This window comes from Aquitalea pelogenes, assembly GCF_001515305.1.
In the GTDB taxonomy this organism is placed as follows: Bacteria; Pseudomonadota; Gammaproteobacteria; order Burkholderiales; family Chromobacteriaceae; genus Aquitalea; species Aquitalea pelogenes.
In genome coordinates this window covers 117,662-143,759 of sequence record NZ_LNQV01000002.1, presented here as the reverse complement: position 1 = coordinate 143,759, position 26,098 = coordinate 117,662, and the positions used below count along the sequence as shown (strand labels likewise).

At 60.9% G+C, this 26,098-nt stretch carries 22 protein-coding genes and 3 pseudogenes; 16 read left to right on the top strand and 9 right to left on the bottom strand.

The features are described 5' to 3' along the window. The 3 genes from ylqF (at position 1) to AWT75_RS01710 (ending at position 4,201) form a co-directional block, all read left to right on the top strand. Positions 1 to 942: a ribosome biogenesis GTPase YlqF gene (ylqF, locus tag AWT75_RS01720; RefSeq protein ID WP_045846781.1), complete on the top strand. Its 942-nt coding sequence runs from the start codon at positions 1 to 3 to the stop codon at positions 940 to 942. Between the two features lie 334 nt (positions 943 to 1,276). Further along, positions 1,277 to 2,602, top strand: coding sequence for a citrate-proton symporter (locus AWT75_RS01715; protein WP_062786635.1), 1,326 nt, complete (start codon positions 1,277 to 1,279; stop codon positions 2,600 to 2,602). 129 nt (positions 2,603 to 2,731) lie between these two features. Next, entirely contained in the window at positions 2,732 to 4,201 is a 1,470-nt protein-coding gene (locus tag AWT75_RS01710) for an amidase (RefSeq protein WP_062786561.1), read from the top strand. A 67-nt stretch (positions 4,202 to 4,268) separates the two neighbouring features. On the opposite strand, the gene AWT75_RS01705 is transcribed toward AWT75_RS01710, so the two are convergent. Genes AWT75_RS01705 through AWT75_RS01690 form a run of 4 tightly spaced genes read right to left on the bottom strand, consistent with a single transcriptional unit; the run spans position 4,269 to position 6,533 of the window. Further along, positions 4,269 to 4,841, bottom strand: a complete 573-nt coding sequence (locus AWT75_RS01705; RefSeq protein WP_045846784.1) for a YceI family protein — start codon at positions 4,839 to 4,841, stop codon at positions 4,269 to 4,271. Positions 4,842 to 4,862: 21 nt separating this feature from the next. After that, a complete protein-coding gene (locus tag AWT75_RS01700) occupies positions 4,863 to 5,414 on the bottom strand; it encodes a YceI family protein (RefSeq protein WP_239689419.1) in 552 nt (183 codons plus the stop codon). 26 nt (positions 5,415 to 5,440) lie between these two features. Beyond that, complete coding sequence (locus AWT75_RS01695) at positions 5,441 to 5,986, bottom strand: cytochrome b (RefSeq protein ID WP_045846786.1); 546 nt, start codon at positions 5,984 to 5,986, stop codon at positions 5,441 to 5,443. Continuing rightward, positions 5,973 to 6,533, bottom strand: coding sequence for a MarR family winged helix-turn-helix transcriptional regulator (locus AWT75_RS01690; protein ID WP_239689418.1), 561 nt, complete (start codon positions 6,531 to 6,533; stop codon positions 5,973 to 5,975). The genes AWT75_RS01695 and AWT75_RS01690 overlap by 14 nt, the downstream gene beginning before the upstream one ends. Before the next feature lie 139 nt (positions 6,534 to 6,672). Here AWT75_RS01690 and moaA point away from each other — a divergent pair. The 6 genes and pseudogenes from moaA to AWT75_RS01660 all read left to right on the top strand — a co-directional run bounded on the left by moaA (position 6,673) and on the right by AWT75_RS01660 (position 14,427). Next, positions 6,673 to 7,652, top strand: a pseudogene (gene moaA, locus AWT75_RS01685) (GTP 3',8-cyclase MoaA). Between the two features lie 96 nt (positions 7,653 to 7,748). Further along, complete coding sequence (locus AWT75_RS01680; RefSeq protein ID WP_062786550.1) at positions 7,749 to 8,936, top strand: cell division protein ZipA C-terminal FtsZ-binding domain-containing protein; 1,188 nt, start codon at positions 7,749 to 7,751, stop codon at positions 8,934 to 8,936. Positions 8,937 to 8,991: 55 nt separating this feature from the next. Continuing rightward, positions 8,992 to 11,418, top strand: a complete 2,427-nt coding sequence (ligA, locus tag AWT75_RS01675; RefSeq protein WP_062786547.1) for an NAD-dependent DNA ligase LigA — start codon at positions 8,992 to 8,994, stop codon at positions 11,416 to 11,418. A 10-nt stretch (positions 11,419 to 11,428) separates the two neighbouring features. Continuing rightward, complete coding sequence (locus tag AWT75_RS01670) at positions 11,429 to 12,868, top strand: tetratricopeptide repeat protein (RefSeq protein WP_062786631.1); 1,440 nt, start codon at positions 11,429 to 11,431, stop codon at positions 12,866 to 12,868. An 82-nt stretch (positions 12,869 to 12,950) separates the two neighbouring features. Further along, positions 12,951 to 13,820, top strand: a complete 870-nt coding sequence (gene galU, locus AWT75_RS01665) for a UTP--glucose-1-phosphate uridylyltransferase GalU (RefSeq protein WP_045846792.1) — start codon at positions 12,951 to 12,953, stop codon at positions 13,818 to 13,820. A gap of 64 nt (positions 13,821 to 13,884) precedes the next feature. Beyond that, the gene (locus tag AWT75_RS01660; RefSeq protein ID WP_045846793.1) at positions 13,885 to 14,427 is read left to right on the top strand and encodes a hypoxanthine-guanine phosphoribosyltransferase; all 543 of its coding nucleotides are present in this window, start codon (positions 13,885 to 13,887) and stop codon (positions 14,425 to 14,427) included. A gap of 77 nt (positions 14,428 to 14,504) precedes the next feature. On the opposite strand, the gene AWT75_RS01655 is transcribed toward AWT75_RS01660, so the two are convergent. The 5 genes and pseudogenes from AWT75_RS01655 to AWT75_RS23915 form a co-directional block, all read right to left on the bottom strand. After that, on the bottom strand, positions 14,505 to 15,200 hold the full coding sequence (locus AWT75_RS01655) for an energy transducer TonB (protein WP_062786544.1): 696 nt from the start codon (positions 15,198 to 15,200) through the stop codon (positions 14,505 to 14,507). Between the two features lie 16 nt (positions 15,201 to 15,216). Further along, positions 15,217 to 16,596 carry an MFS transporter gene (locus AWT75_RS01650; protein ID WP_062786541.1) on the bottom strand — a complete coding sequence of 460 codons (1,380 nt, stop codon included), beginning with the start codon at positions 16,594 to 16,596 and terminating at the stop codon, positions 15,217 to 15,219. A 124-nt stretch (positions 16,597 to 16,720) separates the two neighbouring features. Next, positions 16,721 to 18,151 carry a coiled-coil domain-containing protein gene (locus AWT75_RS22520; protein WP_476726739.1) on the bottom strand — a complete coding sequence of 477 codons (1,431 nt, stop codon included), beginning with the start codon at positions 18,149 to 18,151 and terminating at the stop codon, positions 16,721 to 16,723. Positions 18,152 to 18,427: 276 nt separating this feature from the next. Next, positions 18,428 to 18,583, bottom strand: a pseudogene (locus AWT75_RS23920) (hypothetical protein); the annotation flags it as partial. 913 nt (positions 18,584 to 19,496) lie between these two features. Continuing rightward, positions 19,497 to 20,202 (bottom strand): annotated as a pseudogene (locus AWT75_RS23915) (chromosome segregation SMC family protein); the annotation flags it as partial. A 142-nt stretch (positions 20,203 to 20,344) separates the two neighbouring features. On the opposite strand from AWT75_RS23915, the gene AWT75_RS01640 reads away from it, so the two are divergent. The 7 genes from AWT75_RS01640 to AWT75_RS01610 all read left to right on the top strand — a co-directional run bounded on the left by AWT75_RS01640 (position 20,345) and on the right by AWT75_RS01610 (position 26,069). After that, a complete protein-coding gene (locus AWT75_RS01640) occupies positions 20,345 to 20,905 on the top strand; it encodes a YqgE/AlgH family protein (RefSeq protein WP_062786536.1) in 561 nt (186 codons plus the stop codon). Next, on the top strand, positions 20,889 to 21,326 hold the full coding sequence (gene ruvX / locus AWT75_RS01635) for a Holliday junction resolvase RuvX (RefSeq protein ID WP_062786532.1): 438 nt from the start codon (positions 20,889 to 20,891) through the stop codon (positions 21,324 to 21,326). The genes AWT75_RS01640 and ruvX overlap by 17 nt, the downstream gene beginning before the upstream one ends. 11 nt (positions 21,327 to 21,337) lie before the next feature. Continuing rightward, positions 21,338 to 21,850: a DUF3592 domain-containing protein gene (locus AWT75_RS01630; RefSeq protein ID WP_062786529.1), complete on the top strand. Its 513-nt coding sequence runs from the start codon at positions 21,338 to 21,340 to the stop codon at positions 21,848 to 21,850. Then, the gene (locus AWT75_RS01625; protein ID WP_062786526.1) at positions 21,843 to 22,307 is read left to right on the top strand and encodes a DUF3592 domain-containing protein; all 465 of its coding nucleotides are present in this window, start codon (positions 21,843 to 21,845) and stop codon (positions 22,305 to 22,307) included. Before AWT75_RS01630 ends, AWT75_RS01625 begins: the two co-directional genes overlap by 8 nt. A gap of 182 nt (positions 22,308 to 22,489) precedes the next feature. Then, positions 22,490 to 23,230: an S-methyl-5'-thioinosine phosphorylase gene (locus AWT75_RS01620; protein WP_062786523.1), complete on the top strand. Its 741-nt coding sequence runs from the start codon at positions 22,490 to 22,492 to the stop codon at positions 23,228 to 23,230. A gap of 44 nt (positions 23,231 to 23,274) precedes the next feature. Next, positions 23,275 to 24,690: a class I adenylate-forming enzyme family protein gene (locus AWT75_RS01615; RefSeq protein WP_062786520.1), complete on the top strand. Its 1,416-nt coding sequence runs from the start codon at positions 23,275 to 23,277 to the stop codon at positions 24,688 to 24,690. Further along, the gene (locus AWT75_RS01610) at positions 24,687 to 26,069 is read left to right on the top strand and encodes an aldehyde dehydrogenase family protein (protein ID WP_062786516.1); all 1,383 of its coding nucleotides are present in this window, start codon (positions 24,687 to 24,689) and stop codon (positions 26,067 to 26,069) included. The genes AWT75_RS01615 and AWT75_RS01610 overlap by 4 nt, the downstream gene beginning before the upstream one ends. Positions 26,070 to 26,098: the final 29 nt, after the last annotated feature.

Here is a 26,098-nt window from a genome sequence, read left to right as displayed (position 1 = left end):
ATGGCAATTCAATGGTTTCCCGGCCACATGAACAAGGCGCGCAAAGATGTGATGGAGCGCCTGAAAGAAATCGATGTGGTCATCGAAATGCTGGATGCGCGCTTGCCGGCGTCCAGCGCCAATCCGATGCTGGCACGCATGGCCAAAGGCAAGCCGCGCCTGATGATCCTCAACAAGCAAGACCTGGCCGACCCCGCCATCACCAGCCAGTGGCTGGAATGGTATCGCGCCAAAAAGCAGACCCAGGCCATTGGCCTGGATGCCGGCGAGCGCGCGCCGTCGCAAAAGCTGGTGGCAGCCTGTCGCGAACTGGCACCCAACCGTGGCGGGCTGGACAAGCCGCTGCGTGTACTGATTTGCGGTATTCCCAATGTCGGCAAGTCCACGCTGATCAACAGCATGAGCAGCCGCAAGATAGCCAAGACCGGCAACATGCCTGGTGTCACCAAGAACGAGCAGCGCATTATCCTGGCCGATGACGTTGAGCTGTACGACACCCCTGGCATGCTGTGGCCCAAGATCGAAGTGGAAGAGGGTGGCTACAATCTGGCCGCCAGCGGTGCCGTTGGCCGCAATGCCATGGACGAGGAAGAAGTGTCGCTGGAGCTGCTCAAATACCTGCTGCAACACTATGTCCCTGAACTGACCGCCCGCTACAAGCTGGATGAGGTGGATGGCCTGCAGGACTGGCAGGTGCTGGAAATGATTGGCCGCAAGCGTGGTGCCATGCTGGGCGGCGGTCGCGTCAATATCCAGAAAGCAGCTGAAATCGTGCTGACCGATTTTCGCGATGGCAATACCGGCCGCATCACGCTGGAACGTCCGCAAGAATGGGTGGTGTGGGAAAAGCGCGCCAAGGAACTGGCGGCCCAGAAGGCTGCCGCCCGCGAGGCCATGCTCAGCGAAAAGGAAAAGCGCAAGCACGCATCGCGCAACAGCTGATTTCTGCTACAGGCTCAAACCCCTTCGGTTTGAGCCTGCTCATCCTGATTCTTCCTGTTCTTGCTACCGGCTACTGCCGGTGAGCGCCGTCCCTGAAATGGTGCTCGCCAATCAGGCGAGTCCACCTCTGTTTGTTTTCAATATCAATCCCTTGCTGAACATTCCTGCCTAGTCCGCTTGCGCATGGCTGCTCTGGGCTTGGCAGATAGGCCAGTAGCATACGATTTGATCCCTCTCTACCTTGCAGGACTGTTTCGTCCGCTTGTTCCTGTTCGATGCTTGTGCGCTGTCGGCCCGGAGCAATAGTCCAATCAGCTGGTCTGGAGGTGGCAAGGTGAACAGTACGCATAAACCGGTTTCCCGCAAACGACAGATTCTTGCCGCCGTTATCGGTAATACGCTGGAGTGGTATGACTTCATTGTCTACGGCTTCATGACCAGCATCATTTCCAAACTGTTTTTCCCGGCGGATGGCAATGAATTCATTTCCCTGCTGATGGCAACCGCCACCTTCGGGGTCGGCTTCTTCATGCGGCCAGTCGGTGGGGTGCTGCTGGGCATTTATGCCGACCGCAAGGGCCGCAAGGCCGCCATGCAGCTGATCATGGCCATCATGGCCCTGGTTTCGCTGCTGATCGCCTGTGCTCCACCTTATGCTGCCATTGGTGTGGCAGCTCCCTTGCTCATCGTGCTGGCCCGCTTGCTGCAGGGCTTTGCCACCGGAGGGGAATACGCCAGCGCAACGGCATTTCTGGTTGAAGCGGCACCGCCGCATCAGCGTGGCCTGTACGGTTCCTGGCAACTGGTCGGGCAGATGCTGGCCATTCTGGGAGGGGCAGGAATGGGGGCCTTGATCACCCACAATCTGGATCAGGGCCAACTGGAGAACTGGGGCTGGCGGCTGCCTTTTGTCGTGGGGCTGCTGATTGCTCCGGTGGGCTTGTGGATACGCCGCTACATGGATGAAACCGAGGCATTTGTCGATGCCTCACAAGCAGATGCAAAAACCGAGGCACCCTCCATGCCGGCTGCCTTGCAGCAGAATCGCCGTCAGATCCTGCTCACCATCGGACTCACCATCCCCGGAACCGCTGCCTTCTATGTATTGCTGGTGAACATGCCGGCTTATGCGCATCGCCAGTTCGGCTTGCCGCTGGATCAGGTCTTTTCCATTCAGATGCTGGTAGTCGCCTGGATGACATTGCTGATTCCGCTGTCAGGTGCCCTGTCCGACCGCATCGGGCGTCGCCCATTGCTGCTGTGGCCCTATGTCGGTTTGCTGCTGGCCGTTTATCCCGGTTTTGCCTGGCTGGCAGCCGCGCCCGGCATAGAGCGTTTGTTGATGGTTCAGCTGCTGTTTTGCACCTTGCTGGGCTTGAGCTTTGGCCCGGCGCCCACGGCGGTTTCGGAGTTATTTCCGGTCAAGGTGCGTTCTACCGGGGTTTCCATCGGCTACAACCTGGCCGTGATGCTCTTTGGCGGATTTGCTCCATTCATCGTTACCTGGCTGTCCGGCGCCACCGGTTCACCCATTGCCCCTGTTTACTATCTGTTGTTTTCCACTGCCCTGGGTGTGGTGGCCTGCTACTACCTGCCAAAAGCAGAGTCCGGGACGCAGCCACGGCCAGACGCTATTCCTGTTGGCCAGCATCCGTCCTGACACTGCGTGTGCGAGGCCCATCCGGCATATCGGGCTGTAGCGCTGTTTGTTATTCGCAGTTGATGTGTAGCCTTCGGTCGTTGCTTTCTGCGGTTTAACTGCATTTGCATCTATCTTTCAGGAGTTTTCATGCTGGCCAGTACATCCTCTCTCAATCCGATCGTGGCGCTGGATGCATTGGAATTGTCAGATGCCATCCATCAGCGGCACTATTCCTGTGTCGAGGTCATGCAGGCTTATCTGTCCCATATCGCCTTGCTCAATCCCCGGGTCAACGCGCTGGTGTCCTTGCAGGCTGAAGAGGCCTTGCTGCAACAGGCTGCACACTGTGATGCCGAACTGCATGCCGGCAAGTCGCGCGGCTGGATGCACGGCATGCCACAAGCCATCAAGGACCTGTCGGCCACGCAGGGCATCCCCACCACCATGGGTTCGCGCTTGTATCAGAATCATGTTCCTGCAGCGGACAGCATCATGGTGGCGCGCATGCGTAGTGCTGGTGCCATTGTCATCGGCAAGAGCAATACGCCCGAATTCGGTGCCGGTTCGCATACTTATAATGCCGTGTTCGGCGCCACTGGTAATGCCTACGATCCCGGTCGCAGCGCCGGAGGCAGTAGTGGTGGTGCTGCGGTAGCCCTGGCCTTGCGCATGCTGCCGGTGGCTGATGGCAGTGACATGATGGGTTCCCTGCGCAATCCTGCGGCATTCAACAATGTATTCGGCTTTCGCCCCAGCTGGGGAGCGGTGCCACTGGGCCCGTCTCCGGAGTCGTTCTTGCAGCAACTGGCTACCGAAGGTCCGATGGGACGCAATGTTCCGGACATTCTTGCCTTGTTACGCACCCAGATGGGGCCTGATCCGCGCGCACCGCTGTCCTCCGCCCGGACCTTGCCCGAGCAATCGCTGGAGCATGATTTCCGTGCTTGTCGCCTGGGCTGGCTGGGAGACTGGAATGGTTATTTGCCGATGGAACAGGGTGTGTTGTCGCAATGCGAGTCTGTGCTGCCCGATTTCACTGCGCTGGGTTGTTCCGTGGAGGCCTGCACCATCGATTTTGATCCATCCAGCTTGTGGGAAAGCTGGGAGGTGCACCGCCACTGGCTGATGGCTGGCAGCCTGTATGCCGATTATCAGGACCCGGCACGCCGTTGCCAGCTCAAGCCTGAATTGCTGTGGGAGATAGAAGGCGGGTTGCAGTTGACTGCGCTGGATGTCTACCGTGCATCCCGTATCCGTAGCGACTGGTATCGTGCAGTACTGCGTATGTTCGAGAACTACGACTTCCTGCTCTTGCCCAGTGCCCAGGTTTATCCCTTCGCACTGGAACAGCATTGGCCACGCATGATTGCCGGGCGGGCGATGAGCAGCTATCACCGCTGGATGGAGGTGGTGATTGGTCCCACCATGGCTGGTTTGCCGGTGATGAATGTACCGGTCGGCTTTGGCAGTCAGGGTTTGCCCATGGGCTTGCAGATCATCGGGCGGCCGCATGCCGACATGGCGGTGTTGCAACTGGCGCATGCCTACGACCAGCAGCGACAGTGGGTGTCGCGCTGTCTTCCACCACTATTGCAGCAGTCGGCAGACGCTGTCTGAGCGTACATTTGCTGGGCAAGAAAAAACCCGCCGTAGCGGGTTTTTTCCGTATGAGACCTGTTGCTGCTTACTGAGCCTTGACAGCTTCGATGGCCACTTTCAGGGTCACGTCGTCAGCAATGGCCGGCAGGAAGGTTTTCATGCCGAAATCGCTACGCTTGATGGTGGTTTCTGCGTTGGCACCATAGGTTTCCTGGCCGCTCATCGGGTTCTTGCCGCCGCCGAAGTTGGTAACGGTCAGGGTAACCGGCTTGGTTACGCCCAGAATGGTCAGGTTGCCGTTGACGGCAGTCAGCTTGTCACCGGCAAACTTCAGGTCGGTAGACTTGAAGGTGATGGTGGGGAATTGGGCCACGTTGAAGAAATCCTTGCTCTTCAGGTGGTTGTCACGGGCGGCCAGGTAGGTTTGCAGGGAGTTGGTATCGATGGTGATATCAACAGCACCCTTCTTGGCTTCGGTATCCAGCACTACGGTGCCGGCGGCCTTGGTGAACACACCGGACTGAACCGAGAAACCCAGGTGGCGCACATCGTACTGGGCCACGGTGTGGGTCGGATCAACGCTATAGCTTACCGGAGCTGCAACGGCAGCACCTGCAATGGCAGAGAACACGGCAGCGAACAGGGCTTTCTTCATCATGACTTCAACTCTCCTGAGTGTTTATTTGCTGGCCGGAATGGCCACTTTGAACTTGATTTGCACTTCATCAGCCACTGTGCCGGTATCGGCCCAGTCGCCCTCACCAATCTTGTAAGCCAGGCGCGAAACCGGCAGTACACCTTCCACCACGGTCAGGCCACCTTCCTGGCGTGCGGTGAATGGCGCAGTCACATCACGGGTATTGCCCTTGATGGTCAGCTTGCCCGCCACCTGCAATTTGCCACCACCCAGCGGCTTGATGCTGCTGCTGACAAAGCGCGCAGTGGGGAATTTGGCCACATTGAACCAGTCGGCTTTTTTGGCCTCGCCCACGGCTTCTGCAGTGGGCAGGTTGATGCTGGCCGTGTCGATGGTGATCTCCGCCTTGCCTGCTTCAGGTTTTTTCAGGTCCAGCACCACATTGCCGCTGAACTTTTTGAAGCTGCCGTTCACCGGAACATTCAGCTGTTTCATGGTGAAGTTGATCTGGCTCTTGCCGGCATCCAGTGCGGCGGCCTGGGTCAGCGGGGCGGCAACAATCAGGGCTGCTGCCATCAGTTTCAGTTGTTGCATGCGCATTCTTGCTCCAGTTAACGGGTTTATTGACGGGGGCCGCGCAGGCTCATGCGATAGAGCATGCCGTCCTTGTCCACCACATGATGTTTCACTGCTGCCAGTACATGGCCGACCACACAGGCTGCCATGAGCCAGTTAAGCGTTTCATGCACGGTTTTCAGCGTGGCGGCCAGTTGTTCGTTCTGGGCTACCAGATCCGGCAATGGCACCAGTTTGAACAGCACCACCGGGAAACCATAGGCGGAGCTCATCAGCCAGCCGGTCAGCGGTACGGCAAACATCAGCAGGTAGAGAGCCAGGTGACCGCCGTGTGCCAGCAAACGTTCCATGCTGTTCATATGGGCCGGCAGTGCCGGTGGCCGCTTGAACAAACGAACCAGTAGCCGCACTGCAACCAGGGCCAGAACCGAGATGCCAGCCCATTTGTGCCAGGCGATATATTTGAACTTGGCCGGAGAGAGCGGCATGTCGGACACCACCAGCCCCCAGATGAAGGTGGCAATGATCAGGCCGGCAATCAGCCAGTGCAGCAAAATGGCTGGCGGCGCGTAGCGTTCATTCGGTTTCATTTTTCTTTTGCTCCAGTACTTGGTTGAAGGCTGCACGCAAGCGGGCCAGCTGCTGGCAAAGCTCAGTCATGTCGGCAGGCTCCAGCAAATCAAATGCAGGCTTCATGAATGCAAGATGAGCCGGAAAAACCTGCTGGAACAAAGCATCGCCTTGCGCTGTCAGAGCCACCATCACGCTGCGGCGGTCCTGCTCCAGCGTGCAGCGGGTGACGATGCCCTTGTCGATCAAGCGGTCAATGACACCCGTCAGCGTGCCCTTGGTAATCAGCGTCTTTTCCGACAGCTCCTTGCAGCTCATCCCGGGTGTATTCCCCAAGGTCGCCACAACGTCAAATTGTGGCGGGGTGAGATCCATCTGCCGGATGTGGAAGGCCGATAATTGTTCGAATGCCTGGTAAGTCCGGGCCAATTCACGAATGACAGACAGGGACAGCTCCTTGTTGGCATGAGGCATGATGCAACCTTTGTTTTGATCAGTATAGTTCTTGTTAGTACAAAATAACAAGCCATTCGAGAATAATTCTCGTCGTAGCAACAAAAACGCCACAGCTGTATCCCGGCGCAGATTGACTGTACTAAACGAAAATAATTCCTGATGGCTGTCGACAAGGAAAAGAAATCGCTATTCTGAATACTATCCGTTTGTGTGCAATCGGTTTAACACCCTACAACCCGGCAGCAACATCATGAACACTCTGCAGGATCGTTTTGGCCGCAGTATCGATTATCTCCGCCTGTCAGTGACCGACCGTTGCGACTTGCGTTGCAGTTATTGCATTCCCAAAGGATTCAAGGACTTCGAAGAACCGGAGCACTGGCTGACCTTTGAGGAAATCACCCGCGTGGTGGCCGCGTTTGTCCGTCTGGGTACGCGTCGGGTCCGCCTGACCGGGTGGCGAGCCCTGTTGCGGCGCAACCTGCCGCAGCTGGCGGCCAGCCTGGCTGCGCTGCCCGGGCTGCAGGACCTCTCGCTCAGTACCAATGCCACCCAGCTTGCGCGTCATGCCGAGTCCTTGCATGCGGCAGGAGTCAACCGGGTGAATGTCAGTCTGGATTCCTTACGCCGCGAATGCGTCAACAGCATCACCGGTCACGACAGTCTGCCGCAGGTCATGGCTGGCCTGCAGGCTGCCAAGCGGCGGGCCTCTCTCCGATCAAGATCAATATGGTCGCCATGAAAGGTGTCAATGAGGCCGATATTGAAACCATGGTCGGTTTCTGTATCGAGCACGGCTTTATCCTGCGGCTGATAGAAGCCATGCCGATGGGTGATACCGGTCGCAACACCGCTTATCTGGATTTGCAGCCCGTGCTGGAGCAACTGCGCCAGCGCTTTGACCTGCTACCGCAAAGCCTGGAGCTGGGCGGCGGGCCTGCCCGCTATTGGCGCAGTGCCGATGGCGCTTTCACTCTGGGGGTGATTACACCGATCTCCCAGCACTTCTGTGCAACTTGCAATCGGGTACGGCTGTCAGTAGATGGCACACTCTATATGTGCCTTGGCCAGGAAGAACGCTTCGCACTGCGCCCGCTGTTACGGGCAGGGATCAGCGATGCCGGACTGGAAATGGCTATCCGGGAGGCGATCGAACTGAAACCCGAGCGCCACGAATTCCGCGAAAAGCCGGGCAAACTCATCCGTATCATGTCGATGACCGGCGGTTAAGCGCACAAACGCTGCAAGTTTGCGCCAGACATAGCCTGCACGGGCCCGCTTTCGTTATACTATTGGCAAATTATTCGCCTTAACGCGGACGGCCTAATGAGCGAATTGCAGATTGGTGTATTGATATTGGGCGTGGCAGTGATTGCCCTGGTGTTCGGATTCAATGTTTTTCAAGAGTGGCGCTTTCGCAAGAAGGCCAGCCAGGCTTTTGCGCGCCCTCATGACGACGTACTGCTGAATGTCCCTAAAAACAATGTGCGTGACGGTGTGCGTGCCGACCGCATGGAGCCGGTGCTGGCTGACAGCGTGCATGTTCCGGCGGCATACGGCGACGAGCCATTCGAGCCGGAAATTCCGGAAGATACCAGCCTGATCATGCCCGCAGCGGTCGAACGCCCGGTGCCGCAGCCCGAACCCATGCCCTTGCCCTCGCGTGATGACGAAGAGAACAGTGGTTTCGAATCGGCCGATCACCAGGCACTGGTCGCAGCCTTGCTTGACCCCTCGCTGGACTTCATCGCCGAGGTGGTCTTCCACGAGCCGCACGAACTGGCTGCCATGCCGCGTTTCAATGTCGGCAAGCGCACCCACATCATCGGCCGTACCGAAAAGGGCTTGTGGAAACCGGCCGAAGCAGTGCCGGGTACCCGCTACAAGCAGATCAACATCGGTATGCAGATGGTGGACCGCAGCGGTGCTGTCACCGAACCGGAACTGGCCGGCTTTTGCCAGCAGGTTTCCCGCTTTGCCGAAGAACACGATGCAGCCGTCAGCTTCCCGCAACGCCAGCAGAAGCTGGTGGCCGCGCGCGAGCTGGACCGCTTCTGCGCCGATGTGGACGTGCTGATCGGCATCAACGTGGTGCCACGCGTGGCCGTGGAAGGCACCCGCCTGCGCAGCTTCGTCGAGGCCGGTGGCCTGCAGCTGGAGCCGGATGGCGCATTCCACTATCTGGCCGACTCCGGCAATACCCTGTATTCGCTGATGGCGGCAGACCAGATGCCCTTCACCTTCCATACCCTGCTGGACAAATCCTTCCCGGCGCTCACCCTGCTGTTTGACGTACCGCGTGTCGCTGGCGGGGTGGATGTATTCGACCGCGCCGTGCTGTTTGCCAAGCAACTGGCGGTGGAGTTTGATGCCCAGCTGGTGGATGACAACCGCCGCGTGCTGTCCGATGTGGGGCTGGCCCGCATCCGTGACCAACTCGTTCATATTTACAGCAGCATGGATGACCGGGGCATTGCGCCGGGCAGCGTGGCTGCCCTCAGGTTGTTTGCCTGATACCCATTGCACGCAGGCCGGCTCATGCCGGCCTTTTTCTGTTTGAGACCACGAGATGAGTACCAACGATCTTGTTGCCCGTGCCAGCGACTTGCGTCAACTGCTGACGCGCTATGGCCACGAATACTATGTGCTGGATGCCCCCAGCGTCCCGGATGCCGAATACGACCGGCTGTTCCGTGAACTGCAAGCGCTGGAAGATGCCCATCCGGAACTGAAAGCCCCGGACTCACCCACCTTGCGGGTGGGTGGTGCGCCCTTGCCAGCGTTCAGCCAGGTCACCCACCGCGTGCCCATGCTGTCGCTGGGTAATGCCTTTTCCGACATGCAGGCCGCTGACTTTGACCTGCGCCATGCCGAGCTGATCCAGTTTGACGAGCGTATCCGCCGCGAGCTGGGCGAACCGGTAATCCGCTATGCCACCGAGCCCAAGTTTGACGGTCTGGCCATCAGCCTGCTGTACCGTGACGGCGTGCTGGAGCAGGCAGCAACCCGCGGCGACGGGATTACCGGCGAGAACGTGACGGAAAACATCCGCACCATTCAGTCCATTCCGCTGAAACTGGCCATCAGCCAGCCACCGGCCTTGCTGGAGGTGCGTGGTGAAGTGTTGATGTTCAAACGGGACTTCGAACGCCTGAATGCCGAGCAAGTGGCCCGTGGCGACAAGACCTTTGCCAACCCGCGCAATGCGGCGGCAGGTAGTCTGCGCCAGCTGGATTCCCGTATTACTGCTCAGCGCCGGCTGTCTTTTTTCGCCTATGCCATCGCCCAGGTGGAAGGTGCCAGCTGGCCCGCCACACATGCCGCAGAAATGGACTGGCTGCAGCAGCTGGGCTTTCCGGTAGTGGCAGCAGACTTGCGACCGGTGGTGGAAGGTGCGGCAGGCCTGGCCAGCTATTACGAAACGGTCATGCAACGCCGTCCGGCGCTGCCGTTCGAAATTGACGGCGTGGTGTACAAGGTGGATAGCCGCGCCCTGCAAGAGGAACTGGGCTTTGTGTCGCGCGCACCGCGCTGGGCCATTGCCCACAAATTCCCGGCCGAAGAGGCCATCACCCTGGTGGAAGCCATCGAGGAGCAAGTGGGGCGCACCGGTGCCATCACCCCGGTAGCACGCCTGCAACCGGTGTTTGTCGGTGGGGTGACCGTCACCAACGCCACCTTGCACAACGAAGACGAAGTGCGGCGCAAGGATGTACGCGTTGGTGACAGCGTCATCGTGCGCCGGGCCGGTGATGTGATTCCCGAAGTGGTGGCCGTGGTGCTGGAGCGCCGCCCGATGCGCCCGCAAGCCGGTGGCGACCTGTTCAGCCAGGGTGAAGAACCGCAGTATCCGGCCTATCGTCTGCCCAGCCATTGCCCGGTATGCGGTAGCCATGTGGTACGTGAGGAAGGCGAGGCGGTGGCTCGCTGCTCGGGCGGGCTATCCTGCCGGGCGCAGCGCAGCCAGGCCATCCAGCATTTTGCCGGCCGCCGCATGATGGATATCGATGGCCTGGGCGAGCGTTACATCGACAAGCTGGTGGAGTATGGCTATGTGCACAGCGTGGCGGACCTGTACCGCCTGACGCTGGATGATCTGCTGGAAATGAAACGCCGGGCCGATGAAGACGAAGGCGTGACCCCGGAAACGGTAAAGGCCGGCAAGGTGGCCAGCAAGTGGGCAGAAAACCTGCTGGAGGCCATTGCCGCCAGTCGTACCCCGCCGCTGGCGCGTTTGCTGTTTGCACTGGGCATCCGCCATGTCGGGGAATCCACCGCCAAGACGCTGGCCGACTGGTTGGGCTCCGTGGCGCTGATCCGCCGCGCGCCCGCCGCCCTGTTTGCCGCGCTGCCCGATATTGGCGGTGTGGTGGCGCAATCGCTGGCCGACTTTTTTGCCGAAGCCAATAACGAAGCGGCACTGGATGCCCTGTTGCAGTATGTCAGCCCGGCCGACGAGCACGCCCCGTCTGCCAAACTCGCAGAGCGGCTCGAACCGGCTGTCCTGCTGGCAAGGCTGGATATTCCACGGCTGACCGAGGTGCGCAGCCAGCAACTGGCGGCACAAGTCAGTGGGCTGGAACAACTGGCGCGCATGGAAAGACGCCAGCTCCTGCTGCTGCAATTGCCGGCCGAAGTCATCAACGCGCTGGCCGACTGGCTGGATGTCCCGGCCCAGCGCAGCGGCCTGCAAGCACTATCTGCCTTGCGCGACGAGATTCTGGCGCAATTGCCATCCGAGACGGCAGCTGCCCATCCGCTGTTTGACGGCAAAACCTTTGTCCTGACCGGCACCCTGCCCACATTGTCACGCGATGCGGCCAAGGCGCTGATTGAGGCTGCCGGTGGCAAGGTGGCGGGCAGCGTATCGAAAAAGACCCATTTCGTGGTGGCGGGGGCCGAAGCCGGCAGCAAGCTGGCCAAGGCCGAAGAGCTGGGCATTGCCATTCTGGATGAAGCCGGCCTGCAAGCCATGCTGCAGCAAACCGCGGACTGAAAGGGACATCATGCGTGAAACGGCATTCGAGCGCGGCAACCGTCTGGCGGCAGCCGATCAGCAAGAGCAGGCCATTGCCGCCTTCAGTAGCTGTCTGCAGCACAATCCGCAGGACTGGCAGGCCTTGTTCAACCGCGGCACGGCCCATATGCGGCTGAAACAATACCCGCAGGCGCTGGAGGATTATCTGGCTGCCGCTGGCCTGAATCCGTCCTCCAGCAATATCAAGTGCAATCTGGCGGTGTTGTTGAAGGAACTGGGTGAGCTGACCCTGGCGGAAAACCTGCTGCTGGAAGTGTTGCAGGCCGAGCCGCAGCATGCCGAGGCCTGGAGCAATCTGGGCGTGGTGCTGCAATACGCGCTGCGTTACGACGATGCCGTGGTTTGCCACCAGAATGCCTTGCAACTGGCCGGCCCCAGTGGCGGACGGCTGAACAATCTGGGCAATGCCCTGACTTGCGCCTTGCGGCTGGATGAAGCGGTGAGTGCCTATCGTCAGGGGCTGGAACTGCAGCCGGACGATGCTTACCTCGGTTTCAACCTGTCGGTGGCCTTGCTGCTGCAAGGTGAGTACCGCGCAGCCTGGCCGCTGTACGAACAGCGCTGGCGCACCATCATGCAGCCGCGTTACCGCGAACATGCCTGGCAAGGCCAGCCGCTGGGCGAGCAGCACTTGCTGGTGTGGGCCGAACAAGGGCTGGGCGATACCCTGCAAATGGCACGCTTCCTGCCCGTGTTGCGCCAGCAGCACCCGGCAGCCCGCATTACGCTGGCCTGCCAGACGGCCTGCCTGCGCCTGTTCGGGCAGCTGGAAGGCATTGATCTGGTGCCACTGGAAGATACCCCGCCAGCCTACGACTGGCAGATTCCGCTGATGTCCTTGCCGCTGCGGCTGGATGTCACCCTGGACACCTTGTCCGACCAAGCCTATCTGCGGGCAGACCCTGCGCTGTGTGCCGCGCAGGAGCAGTATTTGCCAGCCAGACAGGCTGGCCGCCTGCGGGTGGGGATAGTCTGGGAAACCGGCAGTTGGGGCGTGGGCATTGCCGATCATGGCCGTCAGAACAAATCGGTGCCGCTTGCGCAGTTCCTGCCCTTGCTGGACATGCCGCAGGTGGATTTTGTCTCGCTGCAGCTGGGCGCGCTGCCGGATGAATTGCAAGGACGTGTCCATGCCGCGCAGATCGGCGATTTCGCCGATACCGCCGCCATTATCGAACAGCTGGATCTGGTGATCAGTGTCGACACCTCGGTGGTGCACCTGGCCGGAGCGTTGGGCAAGCCGGTGTGGGTGTTGATGCGCGCGGAAAGCGCACCGTTTTTCATGGCCAGTGCAGAAGTGTCACCCTGGTATGCCAGCATGCGTATCTGTCGTCAGCAGATACCGGGCGACTGGCCGCCACTGATTGACAGCGTGGCAAAAACGCTGCGTCAGTGGCACCCCTGTTGAGTTGTTGTTTGGAGCGGCGTGCAAGTCAGGTATAGAATGCGCGCCAGTCAGAAATATTTTCAATTGAAGACTTTTTACGACGATGAAAAAAATCAGCAAGGCTGTATTCCCGGTTGCCGGTCTTGGCACCCGTTTTTTGCCGGCAACCAAGGCCAGTCCGAAAGAAATGCTGCCAGTGGTGGACAAACCACTGATCCAGTATGCGGTGGAAGAGGCCATTGCCGCCGGTATTACCGAACTGATTTTCATCACCGGTCGTAACAAGCGCTCCATCGAGGATCATTTCGACAAGGCCTACGAGCTGGAAACCGAGCTGGAAAACAAGAACAAGCAGAAGCTGCTGGACACGGTGCGCGGCATCATTCCGCCGTCGGTCAGCTGCATCTACATCCGTCAGTCCGAGGCACTGGGCCTGGGGCATGCGGTACTGTGCGCCCGCCCGGTGGTGGGGGACGAGCCGTTTGCCGTGATTCTGGCGGACGACCTGATTGATGGCGAAGTCGGTGCCATGGAGCAAATGGTCAGCCTGTTCGATACCACCCACAGCTCGGTGCTGGGCGTGGAAACCGTGGCGCGCGAAGAAACCGGCTCTTACGGCATTGTGGAAGTCAGCAGCCAGCCGCATGGCCGGCAGCGTGTGGTCAGCATTGTGGAAAAGCCGCATCCGGATGTGGCACCGTCCAATCTGGCCGTGGTGGGGCGTTACATCCTCACCCCGCGCATTTTCGACAAATTGCTGAATACCACGCCGGGTGCCGGTGGTGAAATCCAGCTGACCGACGGTATTGCCGCCTTGCTGAAAGAAGAAGCAGTACTGGCGCTGCCGTTCAAGGGAACCCGCTTCGATTGCGGTTCCAAGCTCGGTTATCTGAAAGCCACGGTCAGCTACGGCCTGAAGCACCATGAAGTAGCAAAAGATTTCTCGGCTTATCTGCAAGAACTGCAGGGCTGATCCATTATTAACCATCACGCCGCTCCAGCGACGGAGCGCGTTTGCATTTTCTCTAGGAGCCAACATGCCTAACATTGCCGAAGCCCGCGGCCTGATCAACAGTTCGGACATTCTGTTCACTGCCGAACAAGTGAGCGCAGCCGTCGATCGCATGGCAGAAGAAATCACTGCCAAGCTGGGTGAAACCTACCCGCTGGTGCTGTCCGTGATGGGTGGTGCCGTGGTGTTTACCGGTCAGCTGCTGCCGCGTCTGAACTTCCCGCTGGATTTCGACTATGTGCACGTATCCCGCTATGGCGACAAGACCCATGGCGGCGAACTGGTTTGGAAACAGGCTCCGAAAGAAGATGTACAGGACCGCGTGGTACTGGTACTGGACGACATTCTGGATGAAGGCCACACCATGGCTGCCATCCGCGACAAGGTGATGGGCATGGGCGCCAAGGAGTTCTACAGCGGCGTGTTTGCCAACAAGCTGATCCCCAAGGACAAGCCGATTGCTGCTGACTTTGTCGGCCTGGACGTGCCGGACCGTTATGTATTCGGTTATGGCATGGACGTACGCGGTGCCTGGCGTAACCTGCCGGCCATCCATGCGTTGAAGTAATAAGCCATACGCCAGATCGGCCAGAAAGCCGCCCGCAGTCTGACTGCCGGCGGCTTTTTTCATGCCAGGCGGCCCGGTCAGGGCGCTTGCAGCGAGAAGGTAATGGGGACTTGCAGGCTGGACTCGATCGCCACCCCATCCTGCCGTGCCGGAATGAAGCGCCAGTCGGCCACGGCTTGCCGGGCGGCTTCGTCCAGACGACGGCTGTGGCTGTGGCCGATCACTTCCACTTGCAGCGCACGCCCTTCGGCACTGACCCTGACCTGCAGGATCACCCGGCCTTGCTCGCCCAGTTCGCGCGAACGTTCCGGATAAGGTGGTTCGGGGTTATGCAGATAGGCCGAGCGGTACAGCGCAGGCTGATGCACGCTTGCCCCGCTGTTTGCGGGTTTGGCGTTGCTGCCCTCGCCAGTATTGGTCATGGTGCTGCCCGGTGCCGTGCTGACTGTTGCAGCCGGGTTGGCAGTGGCCGCCGGATGCGGGCTGCTGTCGGCCACAGGCTGCTCCCGTGTGATGGCTGGCGCAGTCATTGCCGCATGAGGGCTGTGCATCGTGCTGTGCAGCGGGGACTGGCTGGCTGCTGCACGTGTTCTTGCCTTGGTGGCTGAAGGGGCGGGAGCGGCTTGTAATTGCAATGGCAAGGCGGCGGGCAGCGGCGGTGGTGTGTGCAGCAGGGCAGGGGCCAGCCCGAACAACAATGTGCCATGCAGCAGGCCGGACAACAGCAAGGCGGTGGACAGCCTGGAGCGGGGCAGAAAGATGACAGGCTTCACGGTTGGTCTTTGGGGCTCAGCAACGCATGCTGGCGCGTGGGCGGGCGTATTGCCACCATGCTACCGCCATCGAAACCAGATAAAAAGCCAGAAACAGCAAAAATGCCGGAACAAAGCTGGCAAACCAGTCCAGCGCATTGCCAAACGCCTTGGGAATGAAAAAGCCGCCCAGCGTGGCTGATACCGAGCTGATGCTCATGGCGGCAACGCCACGGCGGCCACCGCGCGCATAGGCATCGGCCACGCTTTCGCCGCTATCCCTGGCCTGCCGTCCGGCCTCGATCAGGAATACCTTGGGCGACAGCTGATAGGACGAGCCATTGCCCACGCCGGCGGCAAAGAAAATCAGCTGCATGGACACCAGAAACAGGCTGAAGCTGCCGCCATCGCTGTCGCCCGGCAGACTGAACAGAATGCCCAGCGTGGCCAGTGCCATCACCAGATTGCACATCAGCGTGGTGATGCCGCCGCCGATGCGGTCGCCGCACCAGCCGCCAATCGGGCGGGCCAGCGCGCAGATCATCGGCCCCAGAAACAGATAGGGCGTGGCATTCACCTGCGGGAACAGGGCATGGGCCAGCAGTGGAAAGGCGGCGGAAAAGCCGATGAAAGTGCCATAGCTGCTGAGGTAAAGCAGGCAGATATACCAGGTATGGCGTTCTTTCATCATCAGCCACTGGTCGTGCAGGGTCAGCCGCAGCTTGGGCAGGTCGTGTGCATACAAGAGGCAAAACATGCTCATCAGCAGAATCGGCAGAATCCAGATATAGCCTGCATTTTGCAGCCACACCGGATGCACCTGTGCGCCACGCCCCCAGATTTGCGCATCGCCGGCCAGACTGCCGAACAGTGGCACGCTGATCACCAGCGGCACCACGATCTGCACCACCGACACGCCAAGATTGCCCATGCCCGCATTCAATCCCATGGCAAAACCCTTGGACGATTTGGGGAAGAAAAAGCTGGTGTTGGACAAGTGGGACGAGGACGCCGCACCGCCAATGCCGCAGCAGGCCGCCACCAGCAATAGCAGCGGAAAGGGCGCACTGATGTCCTGTACCAGCCAGCCGACGCCAAGCGCCGGAATCAGCAGGAACAGGGTGGAAATGCCCAGCCAGGTGCCGCCGCCCACCCAGCTCCAGATGCAGGCATAAAACAGGCGCATGATGGCACCCACCAGAGGCGGAATGGAGACCAGCAGAAACTGCTGCTGACCGGTCATGGCAAAGCCCACTGCCGGCAGATTGCTGACGACAATGCTCCACATCATCCAGACGTTGAAGTTCAGATGCAGGGCCAGAGTGGAAAGCAGCAGATTGCGGTTGGCAATCCTGCGGCCACGGGTCAGCCAGAAAATGATGTTTTCCGGCTCCCAGCGCTTGATGCTGACGGTCATGCCAGAGGTCTCGCAGAAGTCAAAAGGCGCGTCGTTGCAACGCAAGTCGCGCAGTATGAACGTGACAGTCAGAGGATAAATTGCGATGCATCAACCGGGCTACGCTGAAACTTGCGTAGATGCGTCATGCAATTTCGCGCATCTTCAGGGCTTCCACGATATCCACTGCCACGATGCGGCTGACCCCCTGTTCCTGCATGGTCACCCCCACCAGCTGCTCGGCCATTTCCATGGTGAGGCGGTTGTGTGAAATATAGAGGAACTGGGTGCGTTCCGACATTTGCTTGACCAGATCGCAAAAACGGCTGGTGTTGGCGTCATCCAGCGGAGCATCCACCTCGTCCAGCAGGCAGAACGGTGCCGGATTGAGCGAGAACAGCGAGAACACCAGGCTCATGGCGGTCAGCGCCTTTTCGCCACCGGACAGCAGGTGGATGGTGCTGTTTTTCTTGCCCGGCGGCTGCGCGATGATTTGCACTCCGGCATCCAGCAAGTCCTCGCCGGTGAGCACCAGCTCGGCACGGCCACCACCAAACAGGGTGGGGAAGAACTCGCGCATCTTGGCGTTGACCGCCTCGTAAGTGCCCTGCAGCATCTGGCGGGTTTCGCCGTCGATCTTCTGGATGGCTTCTTCCAGCGTGGCCATGGCCTGGTTCAGGTCCTCGGCCTGGTTGGCCAGGTATTCGCCACGCTTGCGTGCTTCTTCCAGTTCTTCCAGTGCCGCCAGATTGACTGCGCCCAGTCCTTCCAGTGCACGGGCCAGGCGGGCGATTTCCGCAGCCAGCGCATTGGGCTTGATGGCGTCGGTCAGGTCGGCCAGCAGGGCGGCTTCATCCGCCTGGGCTTCCTTCAGTTCTTCGGCAAAGCGTTCCATCGCCAGCCGCGCTTCCTGATGCTTGAGCAACCAGTCGGAGCGCGCCTCGCGCAGTGCCGGCAGGGCGGCATTGGTATCGTGATGGCGCTGGGTGAGCTGGCGCAGTTGCTCGGTCAGGCCGTTCAGCCGGTCGCGGGTGGCTGCGAGGGCGGCCTCGTGCCGGGTACGCAGTTCGATGGCCTGTTGCATGGCCTCTTCCGGCACGGTTTCTTCCACCACTTCGGCTTCTTCGGCCAGTGTTTCCAGCCGCTCGGCCAGTTGCTGGTCGCGCTCGTCCAGTTCGCGGGCGCGGCGGGCCAGTTCGGCGGTCTTTTGTTCGGCGGTGTGCAGTTCCAGGCGGATTTCATGCAGCTGGCGTTCGGCATCGCGGGTTTTGTTGCGCGCCAGTTGCAGGCCGGTTTCGGCATTCAGCCGGTCCAGCCGCACTTCCTCCAGCTGCACCGCCAGTTCCTCCAGCGTCATGGTGGCTTCTTCGCCCTGCAGCTCGCTCTCTTCGATGTCCAGCTGGGCTTGCTGGCGTTCTTCCTGCAAGCGTTGTTGCTCGGCATGGATGAAGGACAGGCGGGCGGCACCTTGCCGCGCGGCCTGATCCAGCTTGACGTGCTCCAGCGTCACCGCGTTGAGTTCGGCTTCCAGCCGGGTGAGTGCACCTTTTTGTGCGCGTACTGCCTCGGCCAGCATGCCGTTCATGCTTTGTAGCGACTCGCGCCGCTTCTGCAGGCGGTCGATATCCGGTTGCAGTTGCTGCTGGCGGGCCTGGGCGGCTTCCAGCTGTTGCTTGCGCTCCATCAGTCCGCTGCCACTGGCTGCACTGTAAAAGCACACGCTGCTGGCGCTGATCCGATGGCCCTGCGGGGTGAGCAGGCATTCGCCGGCGCGCAGCTGGCCACGACGGCTGATGGCCTGTGCCAGGTCATCGGCCAGGTAGACGCCTGCCAGCCAGTCTTGCAGTGCGGCGTCAAAAGGTGCGCTGGCGGTCAGTTGATCCAGCAGCTGCGGCCAGTCCTGAGCCGGGCTGTGCAAGGGAGCGGCCTGACCATCCACCAGGGTCAGTGCGGCGGGGGGAATGTGCTGGCTGGAGGCGGCACGGGCATTGAGCCGTTCGCCCAGCACGGCTTCCAGCGCGGTTTGCCACTGTGGCGCAACCTGTACTGCCTGCCACAGCTGCGGGACATCGGCCAGGCCTTGCTGGTGCAGCCAGTCGCCCAGTTTTTCTCCGGCAGCTTCGCGTGCCAGCACGGCGGCCAGCGCGGCGACTTCGGCTTCGGCGCGCGCCAGTTCGGCGCGTGCTGTGCCAGTTGTTCATCCAGCTTTTCGCGCTCGGCAGCCAGATCGGCCAGCTTGGCTTCATCGGCCACCACGCGGGCGCGCACAGCGTCCAGTGCGGCGCGTGCGCGCTCGACTTCGGCCTGGGCGGCGGCTTGCTGGTCCTGGTCGGGCAGGTTCAGTTCGGTCAGCTCGCGTTGCAGGGCTTGCTGGCGGCTGGCCAGCTGTTCCAGCGTGCGGCGCTGGTGTTCGCCCTTTTGCCGGGCCAGATCGCGTTCGCGGGTGAGGTTGGCTTGCTGTGCCAGCATTTGTGCTTGCAACTGGTCCTTGGCGCGGAATTCGGCTTCGGCACTGGGCAGCAGGTCGGCACCGTCTTCCAGTGCCATCTGGGCTTCTTCCAGCCGCATTTGTGCTTCTTCGCGCCGTGGCAACCAGTCGTCCAGCTCCATGGCGGCCTGCTGGCGACTCTCCGCCAGTTGCTGGCGCTCATTGCGGGCACTGGCCAGTTCGCGCTCTACCCGTACCTGGTTTTGCTGGCGATGGCGTTGTTGTTCTTCCAGCCGCGCCAGCGCGGCATTGGCTTCAAACAGTTGCTGCTGGGCTTCGTGCACCGCGTCACTGGCGGCGTAGTGGCTTTCGCGCACGGTTTCCAGCTCGGTGTCCAGATGGGTGAGTGCCGCTTCCATGGCGGCTTCTTCGGTTTCGATGCGCGACAGTTCGGCGCGGGCATGGGCTTCGTTGCGGCCGGCTTCTTCGCGCCGGGCCAGTGCCAGCAGGTTCTGCTTGTGGGTCAGGGTGCCGCGCAGGTCGTGGTACTGGGCGGCTACTTCGGCCTGTTCGCTCAGCCGTTCCACCTGGCGTTCCAGTTCTTGGCGCAGGTCTTCGATGCGTTCCAGATTGGCGCGGGTATCGGCAATGCGGTGTTCGGTCTCGCGGCGGCGTTCCTTGTATTTGGACACCCCGGCGGCTTCTTCCAGATAGGCACGCAGTTCTTCCGGCCGCGCTTCGATGATGCGCGAGATCATGCCTTGTTCGATCACCGCATAGCCACGCGCACCCACGCCGGTGCCGAGGAACAGGTCGGTAATGTCGCGGCGGCGCACCTGCTGGTTGTTGATGTAATAGCTGGATTCGCCCTGGCGGGTCAGTACCCGCTTGATGGCGACTTCGGCATATTGCCCCCACGGGCCGGTAAGCTGGCCGTCGGCATTGTCGAACACCAGTTCCACCGAGGCACGGCTGACCGGTTTGCGAGTGGAGGAGCCGTTGAAAATCACGTCCTGCATCGACTCGCCGCGCAGCTGCTTGGCGCTGGATTCGCCCAGCACCCAGCGCACCGCGTCAATCACATTGGATTTGCCACAGCCATTGGGGCCGATCACGGCTACCAGCTGGCCGGGGACCGGAATGCTGGTGGGATCGACAAATGACTTGAAGCCGGACAGTTTGACGTGGGTGAGGCGCAAGGCGTTCTCGCAAGAATTAAGAAGCAACCGCGGCATTTTATCAGGGTGGCGGCTTTTGTTTGCTTTTGCTGCAAGACAAGGGTGCGGCTGCTGTTGTGGCGTGGCAGAACTTTTGTCAGAAGTGTTGTGCCATAATGCCCTCATGGAACCGTTATCGCTCACCGATCACTTTCTGATTGCCATGCCCAATATGGCCGACCCGCTGTTTGCCCGCTCGCTGGTGTACCTGTGCGAGCATGGCGACCACGGGGCGATGGGCCTGATTGTCAACAAGCCTTCGGGCATTGCCATGGCACAGTTGTTCGACCAGATCGACCTGCCGCTGGAGATCGACCCCTTGCGCGGCGAGTCGGTGTTCTTCGGCGGTCCGGTGCAACCGGATCGCGGCTTTGTGCTGCATGCTCCGGCGGGGCATTGGCAGTCCAGCCTGGTGGTGAAGGACGAGCTGGCGCTCACTACCTCCAAGGATGTGCTGATTGCCGTGTCCGAAGGGCGTGGCCCGCAGCGCATGTTGCTGACCCTGGGTTATGCCGGCTGGTCGGCCGGGCAGCTGGAGCAGGAAATCAGCGACAACAGCTGGCTTACCGTCAAGGCCGATCCGGACATCCTGTTTGATCTTCCCGCCGAGTCGCGTTACGACGCCGCCATGGCCTTGCTGGGGTTTGACCCGTCCCTGCTGTCCGGAGATGTCGGTCATGCCTGAGGGAACGGTACTGGCTTTTGATTTTGGCGAACGTCGTATCGGTGTGGCCATGGGCGAAACCATGCTGGGTATCGCCCACCCGCTGCTGACCATTGATACCGAGGTGACCGACGCCCGCTTTGCCGCCATCGGCAAGCTGATCGACGAATGGCAGCCGGCCCAGCTGGTGGTGGGCCTGCCCATGCATCAGGACGATACCGAACACCAGATGACCCAGCTGGCACGGCGCTTTGCCAATCGGCTCAAAGGGCGCTTTGGCCTGCCGGTGTGGCTGGTGGACGAGCGGCTGACCTCGGTGATTGCCGAATCCATGCTGGCCGAGGCCGGCGTGCGTGGCCGCAAGCAGAAACCGGCGCTGGACCAGGTTGCCGCCCAGGCCATTCTCACCACCTGGTTTGAAAGTCACGGTACGGCCGTCTGAACCTGTCCATCATGCATCTTTCCCCGCGTTGGCAAACTTCCATCCTGATGCTGGCATTCCTGCTCAGCCTGATGGGCCTCATCAACCTGCTGCTGGACCCGGCCCAGGCCGTACGGCACTGGCAGGCTGCTCCCGGTCATGTGGAATCCAGCCGCATCATGGTCAGCAGCCCGGAAGGGCATCCGGACCAGACCCGCTGGGAGCCTTACGTGCAGTACCTCTACACCGTGAATGGCGAGGTCTATCACGGCGACCAGCTGTATGCGCTTGCCACTGCCTTGCCCGGCGATCACAGCAGTGCCGAAGACCTGACACGGCGCTTTCCCACCGGCAAGGCCGTGGTGGTGTATTACAACCCGCAAGAACCGGCGCGCTCGGTGCTGATCCGCGAGGGCGACAGCAGCATCGGCAGTGGCCGTTTCATTCTGGCGGCGCTCAGCACCTTGTTCGGCTGGGCCTTGTGTGACCGCTTGCTGCAACGCTGGCGCCATGTGCGGCGGCTGAGGGCTGGTGTCCATGGTTGAGAAACTGCTGCAAGGCCTGATGCTGCTGGCCGGGCTGGCCGCCTTCGCTTATTTGTGGTGGCTGGGTGCCAAGGGCGATGCGTCGGCCAGTTGGCCCAGTGCGGTGGGCAGCGTGCTGGAAAGCCGTCAGGAACAGCGTCAGGTCAATGCCGGCGGCGATCGCGACAATACCTGGGAATATTTCCCGCAGCTGCGGTATCAGTATCAGGTGCAGGGTAAAACCTACCAGTCCGGCAACCGCCGCTTTCCCAATCCCGGCTACAGCCGCAGCCAGCAGGAAGTGGCGGCCATTCTGGCGCGCTATCCGGCAGGCGCGCAGGTACGGGTGTATTACAACCCGGCCAATCCGGCCGAGGCTTGCCTTGAAACCGGCCAGCACTGGACGGCATGGGTTGGCAAGGCCATTGCCTTGCTGATTGTCGCGGTGGCGGCCTGGCTGCTGTTGCGCGCCGATTAAGCGGCTGCAGCCGCTTGATGCCATCTGCCGGGCTGATGGTTTTCCTCCGGCAAATCACTCCCGGTTTGCCCTGTCCGGGGATAAAGCAATTTATCCCCCCGTCCGATTCAGCCATAATGCGGTAAAAACCAAGCGGCATGGCGTTTGCATTGACGCCATGTCATTACAAGGGGGGACCGACTATGTTGGCCATCATCGGAGGCAGCGGCCTGGCCAAGCTGCCCTTACTGGAAGTAACCCATCGTCAGGTGGTGCGCACACCCTATGGCGACCCGTCCTGCGCACTGACATTCGGCCATATCGGCCAGCAAAACGTGGTGTTCATTGCCCGTCACGGTCACGGTCACTCGCTGGCCCCGCACGAAATCAATTACCGCGCCAATATCTGGGCGCTGCACAACCAGGGCGTCAAGGGCATCCTGTCCATCGGCTCGGTCGGTGGCATCCGCGCCGACATGGGGCCGGGCACCCTGGTGGTGCCGGACAACATCATCGACTACAGCTGGGGTCGCAAGCACACCTTTTTTGATGGCCCGGAGCGGCCGGTCGTGCATGTCGACTTCAGCAATCCTTACGACGATGCATTGCGTAACAAGCTGATTGCCGCCGTCAATGCCAGTGGCAAACCGGCGGTGAATCAGGGCGTGTATGCCTGCACCCAGGGCCCGCGGCTGGAAACCGCAGCGGAAATCCTCAGGTTGGAGCGGGATGGTGCCGATATTGTCGGCATGACCGGCATGCCGGAGGCCTGCCTCGCCCGTGAAATGAACCTGCCTTATGTCCATCTGTGCCTGGTGGTGAACTGGGCGGCAGGCAAGGGAGGCAGTGCCACGGTGAATTTCGACCCGGCCACGGCCGAAGCGGGCATGAATGATGTCACTGCCGTGCTGCTGGCCTTGTTGTCTGCCACTACCACGGCCTGAGTCCGGCCCGGCTTTGCTGGCACGGCCTAGATATGGAGAAGGTAATGTCTTCGGTTCGATATGATTTCTTTGATGCCATTTTCGCGCCGCGGCGCGAGCAGCCGCTGATTCTGCATGACGGCGTCAGTGTCAGCTATGGTGAGTTCCTTGACCGGGCCATCCGCCTGCTGAACCACCTGGTGCAGCAAGGTGCCCGCCATGGCGACCGTATCGTCATCGGGCTGGAGAACCGGCCGGAGTACCTGGAACTGATGCTGGCGCTGGCGCTGGGTGGCATGACTGCCTGCCCGGTGGACCCGGACATTACCGTCGCCCAGCTCAACAAGACCCGCCAGGTGGTCAGTGCTGCGATGAGCATCACCTCCTACGACCAGCTGGCCTATTCACTGGACAACAGTCTGCCGGACTGCGTGGCACAGGGGGATATGGACCAGCCATTCCTGGTGGTGTTTTCCTCCGGCACCACCGGCGCGCCCAAAGGCATTGTGCAATCGCTGGGCAATTTCTTTGCCGCTGCGGGGGCATTTGCCAGTGCGGTGGGGCAGCAGCCGGGGCAGATCACCCTGCACAACTGGCCGATGTTCTATAACGCCGGTCTGTTCAACTTGTTTGCCTGCCCCCTGATGAGTGGTGGTTGCATTGCGGTTTGCCCGCGCTTTAGCGCCAAATCCATGGGCGGCTTCTGGGAGGATGTGGCACGTCATCAGCCAGACTATCTGTACCTGTCCCCCACCATGGCCGCCTCCTTGAGCAAGACCTACAAGTTCTTCAAGGCTGATCTGGCACCCCTGCAACGCGCCAGCGTCATTTCCACCAGCTCCATTCTGTATCCGGCCATCAAGGACGAGTTTCTTAAGGTGTGTGGTGTGGAAATCCGCCCTTGCTTCGGCATTACCGAACTGGGTGGCTCGTTTACCATCGGTCACGGCCAGAGTGCTCCTTTCTCGGTGGGGCAGGTCATGGCGGGGGTCAGCGTCAGCATCGACAGTCAGGCTGATGGAGAACTGCTGGTGCAGTCGCCTTACATGGCGCTTGGCTATCTGGGGGCAGACGGCCATATCGAACCCTTCGATCGCAGCCAGCCTTTCCGCACCGGGGACCTGGGCCATCTGGAAGCAAACGAACTGTTTGTCTCCGGCCGTCGCAAAGACTCCATCAAGAAGGGTGGCGAGCTCATCAATCTCTCCGAAATCGAAGACATGGTCCATGCGGCGGACCTGTGCGAAGAGTGTTATGCAGTGGGCAAGCCGGACCTGTTCTGGGGTGAAACCTACGATGTGTTTTTCATTCCGCGCGCCGATGGCAATGCCGAAGCCATTCGAGATGCACTGATTCGTCTGTTCAATGGCGCGCTGCCACAGGTGCAGCGGCCGGATCAGGTGCAGGCGGTGGACAGCATTCCGCGTACCGCTTCGGGCAAGCCCATCAAGCGGCTGATCAGCTATCAGGCGGTGCAATGACACAAATGCTGTTGACTCACGACCCGCGTACCGGCACTGCCGTTGCGCACCATGCCTGTACCGATGCCACGCAGATTGACCAGATATGCCAACGTGCCCGGCAGGCATTTTTCCAGCACTGGCGTACCCTGCCTGCCGCCAGGCGTAGCGAGGCCCTGCTGAGTGTCGCCCGCCACCTGCGCGAGCAACTGGAAGCCTTTGCCGCCGCCGAAGCGGCCGATACCGGCAAGTCGCTGGCCACCGCCCGTGGCGAGGTGGCCGGTGCTGCCGGACTGTGGGAATATGCCGCCGCCCTGGCGCGTGTGGAGCATACCGAAACCCTGGGCAGTGCCACCGGTAGCGGACTGGCCCTGACACTGCGCGAGCCGATGGGGGTGGTGGGGCTGATTGTGCCGTGGAATTACCCGCTGATCACCACCGCCGAGCGCATGCCCTTTGCGCTGGCCGCCGGTTGCTGCGTCATTCTCAAGCCTAGTGAACTGGCGGTCGGCTCGCTGGCCCTGCTGGTCGCCCATTTGCAGCAGAACCCCTTGTTTCCTGCCGATGTGGTGCAGGTGGTGTACGGCGTGGGCAAGGAAGCCGGTCAGGCACTCACCCGTCACCCGGCGGTCGACATGATTGCCTTTGTCGGCTCCACCGCTACCGGCCGTGCCATCGAAACCGCCGCGGCAAGCTGCGGCAAGCGGGTGACGGCCGAGCTGGGTGGCAACAACCAGGTGCTGGTGTATCCCGATGCCAACCTGGCCGTTGCGGCCGACGGCGTGATTGCCGGGGCTTTGCGCAATGGCGGACAAGCCTGCATTGCCGGCACCCATGTGCTGGTGGACCCGGCAGTGGCCGATGAGTTTGTCAGCCAGCTGCAGCAGGCCTTGCAGCGTCGTTTTCCTGCCAGCAGCAGCGATGCCGTGCCCGAGGGATTGCAGCCCATGATCACCCTGGCACACAAGCAGCGCATTCAGTCGCTGGTGCAAGCCGGTCTGGCACAGGGGGGCGTCGCCTTGCCCGGCTCCCGGCTGGATGGCCCTGGCCATTTCCTCGGCCCGGTGCTGATCGACCATGTGGCACCGGACTCTGCCTTGCGTGAGCAGGAGCTGTTCGGCCCGGTCATCACCATTTGTCGTGTCGCGGCCAGTCAATTTAATGCCATTGTTGCCGATAACCAGTATGGGCTGGCCGTCTATGTCTGGACGGCGGCAAGCAGCACGGCCTTGCAGGCTGTCCGGCAGTTACGTGTCGGACGGATCTGGGTCAATGCCGATCCGGAATTCTGGCTGCCGGAGTTGCCGGTGGGCGGTTTTGCCGATTCCGGCGTAGGGCGCGAAGGGGGCATCCGGGCGCTGGATACCTACTCCCTGCCCAAGGCTGCCATCATTTACTGAACAAACATCCCGCGTGCCATGCACGGGGG

Coding starts and splice junctions, on each gene's coding strand:
- AWT75_RS01640 (WP_062786536.1), top strand. CDS start 20,345: ATGGAACCGTTATCGCTCACCGATCACTTTCTGATTGCCATGCCCAAT.
- AWT75_RS01705 (WP_045846784.1), bottom strand. CDS start 4,841: ATGATGAAGAAAGCCCTGTTCGCTGCCGTGTTCTCTGCCATTGCAGGT.
- AWT75_RS01710 (WP_062786561.1), top strand. CDS start 2,732: ATGCTGGCCAGTACATCCTCTCTCAATCCGATCGTGGCGCTGGATGCA.
- AWT75_RS01670 (WP_062786631.1), top strand. CDS start 11,429: ATGCGTGAAACGGCATTCGAGCGCGGCAACCGTCTGGCGGCAGCCGAT.
- AWT75_RS22520 (WP_476726739.1), bottom strand. CDS start 18,151: ATGCTGGCCGAGGCAGTACGCGCACAAAAAGGTGCACTCACCCGGCTG.
- AWT75_RS01700 (WP_239689419.1), bottom strand. CDS start 5,414: ATGCAACAACTGAAACTGATGGCAGCAGCCCTGATTGTTGCCGCCCCG.
- AWT75_RS01630 (WP_062786529.1), top strand. CDS start 21,338: ATGCATCTTTCCCCGCGTTGGCAAACTTCCATCCTGATGCTGGCATTC.
- AWT75_RS01650 (WP_062786541.1), bottom strand. CDS start 16,596: ATGACCGTCAGCATCAAGCGCTGGGAGCCGGAAAACATCATTTTCTGG.
- AWT75_RS01615 (WP_062786520.1), top strand. CDS start 23,275: ATGTCTTCGGTTCGATATGATTTCTTTGATGCCATTTTCGCGCCGCGG.
- AWT75_RS01620 (WP_062786523.1), top strand. CDS start 22,490: ATGTTGGCCATCATCGGAGGCAGCGGCCTGGCCAAGCTGCCCTTACTG.
- AWT75_RS01695 (WP_045846786.1), bottom strand. CDS start 5,986: ATGAAACCGAATGAACGCTACGCGCCGCCAGCCATTTTGCTGCACTGG.
- AWT75_RS01610 (WP_062786516.1), top strand. CDS start 24,687: ATGACACAAATGCTGTTGACTCACGACCCGCGTACCGGCACTGCCGTT.
- galU (WP_045846792.1), top strand. CDS start 12,951: ATGAAAAAAATCAGCAAGGCTGTATTCCCGGTTGCCGGTCTTGGCACC.
- AWT75_RS01625 (WP_062786526.1), top strand. CDS start 21,843: ATGGTTGAGAAACTGCTGCAAGGCCTGATGCTGCTGGCCGGGCTGGCC.
- ligA (WP_062786547.1), top strand. CDS start 8,992: ATGAGTACCAACGATCTTGTTGCCCGTGCCAGCGACTTGCGTCAACTG.
- ylqF (WP_045846781.1), top strand. CDS start 1: ATGGCAATTCAATGGTTTCCCGGCCACATGAACAAGGCGCGCAAAGAT.
- AWT75_RS01680 (WP_062786550.1), top strand. CDS start 7,749: ATGAGCGAATTGCAGATTGGTGTATTGATATTGGGCGTGGCAGTGATT.
- ruvX (WP_062786532.1), top strand. CDS start 20,889: ATGTCGGTCATGCCTGAGGGAACGGTACTGGCTTTTGATTTTGGCGAA.
- AWT75_RS01660 (WP_045846793.1), top strand. CDS start 13,885: ATGCCTAACATTGCCGAAGCCCGCGGCCTGATCAACAGTTCGGACATT.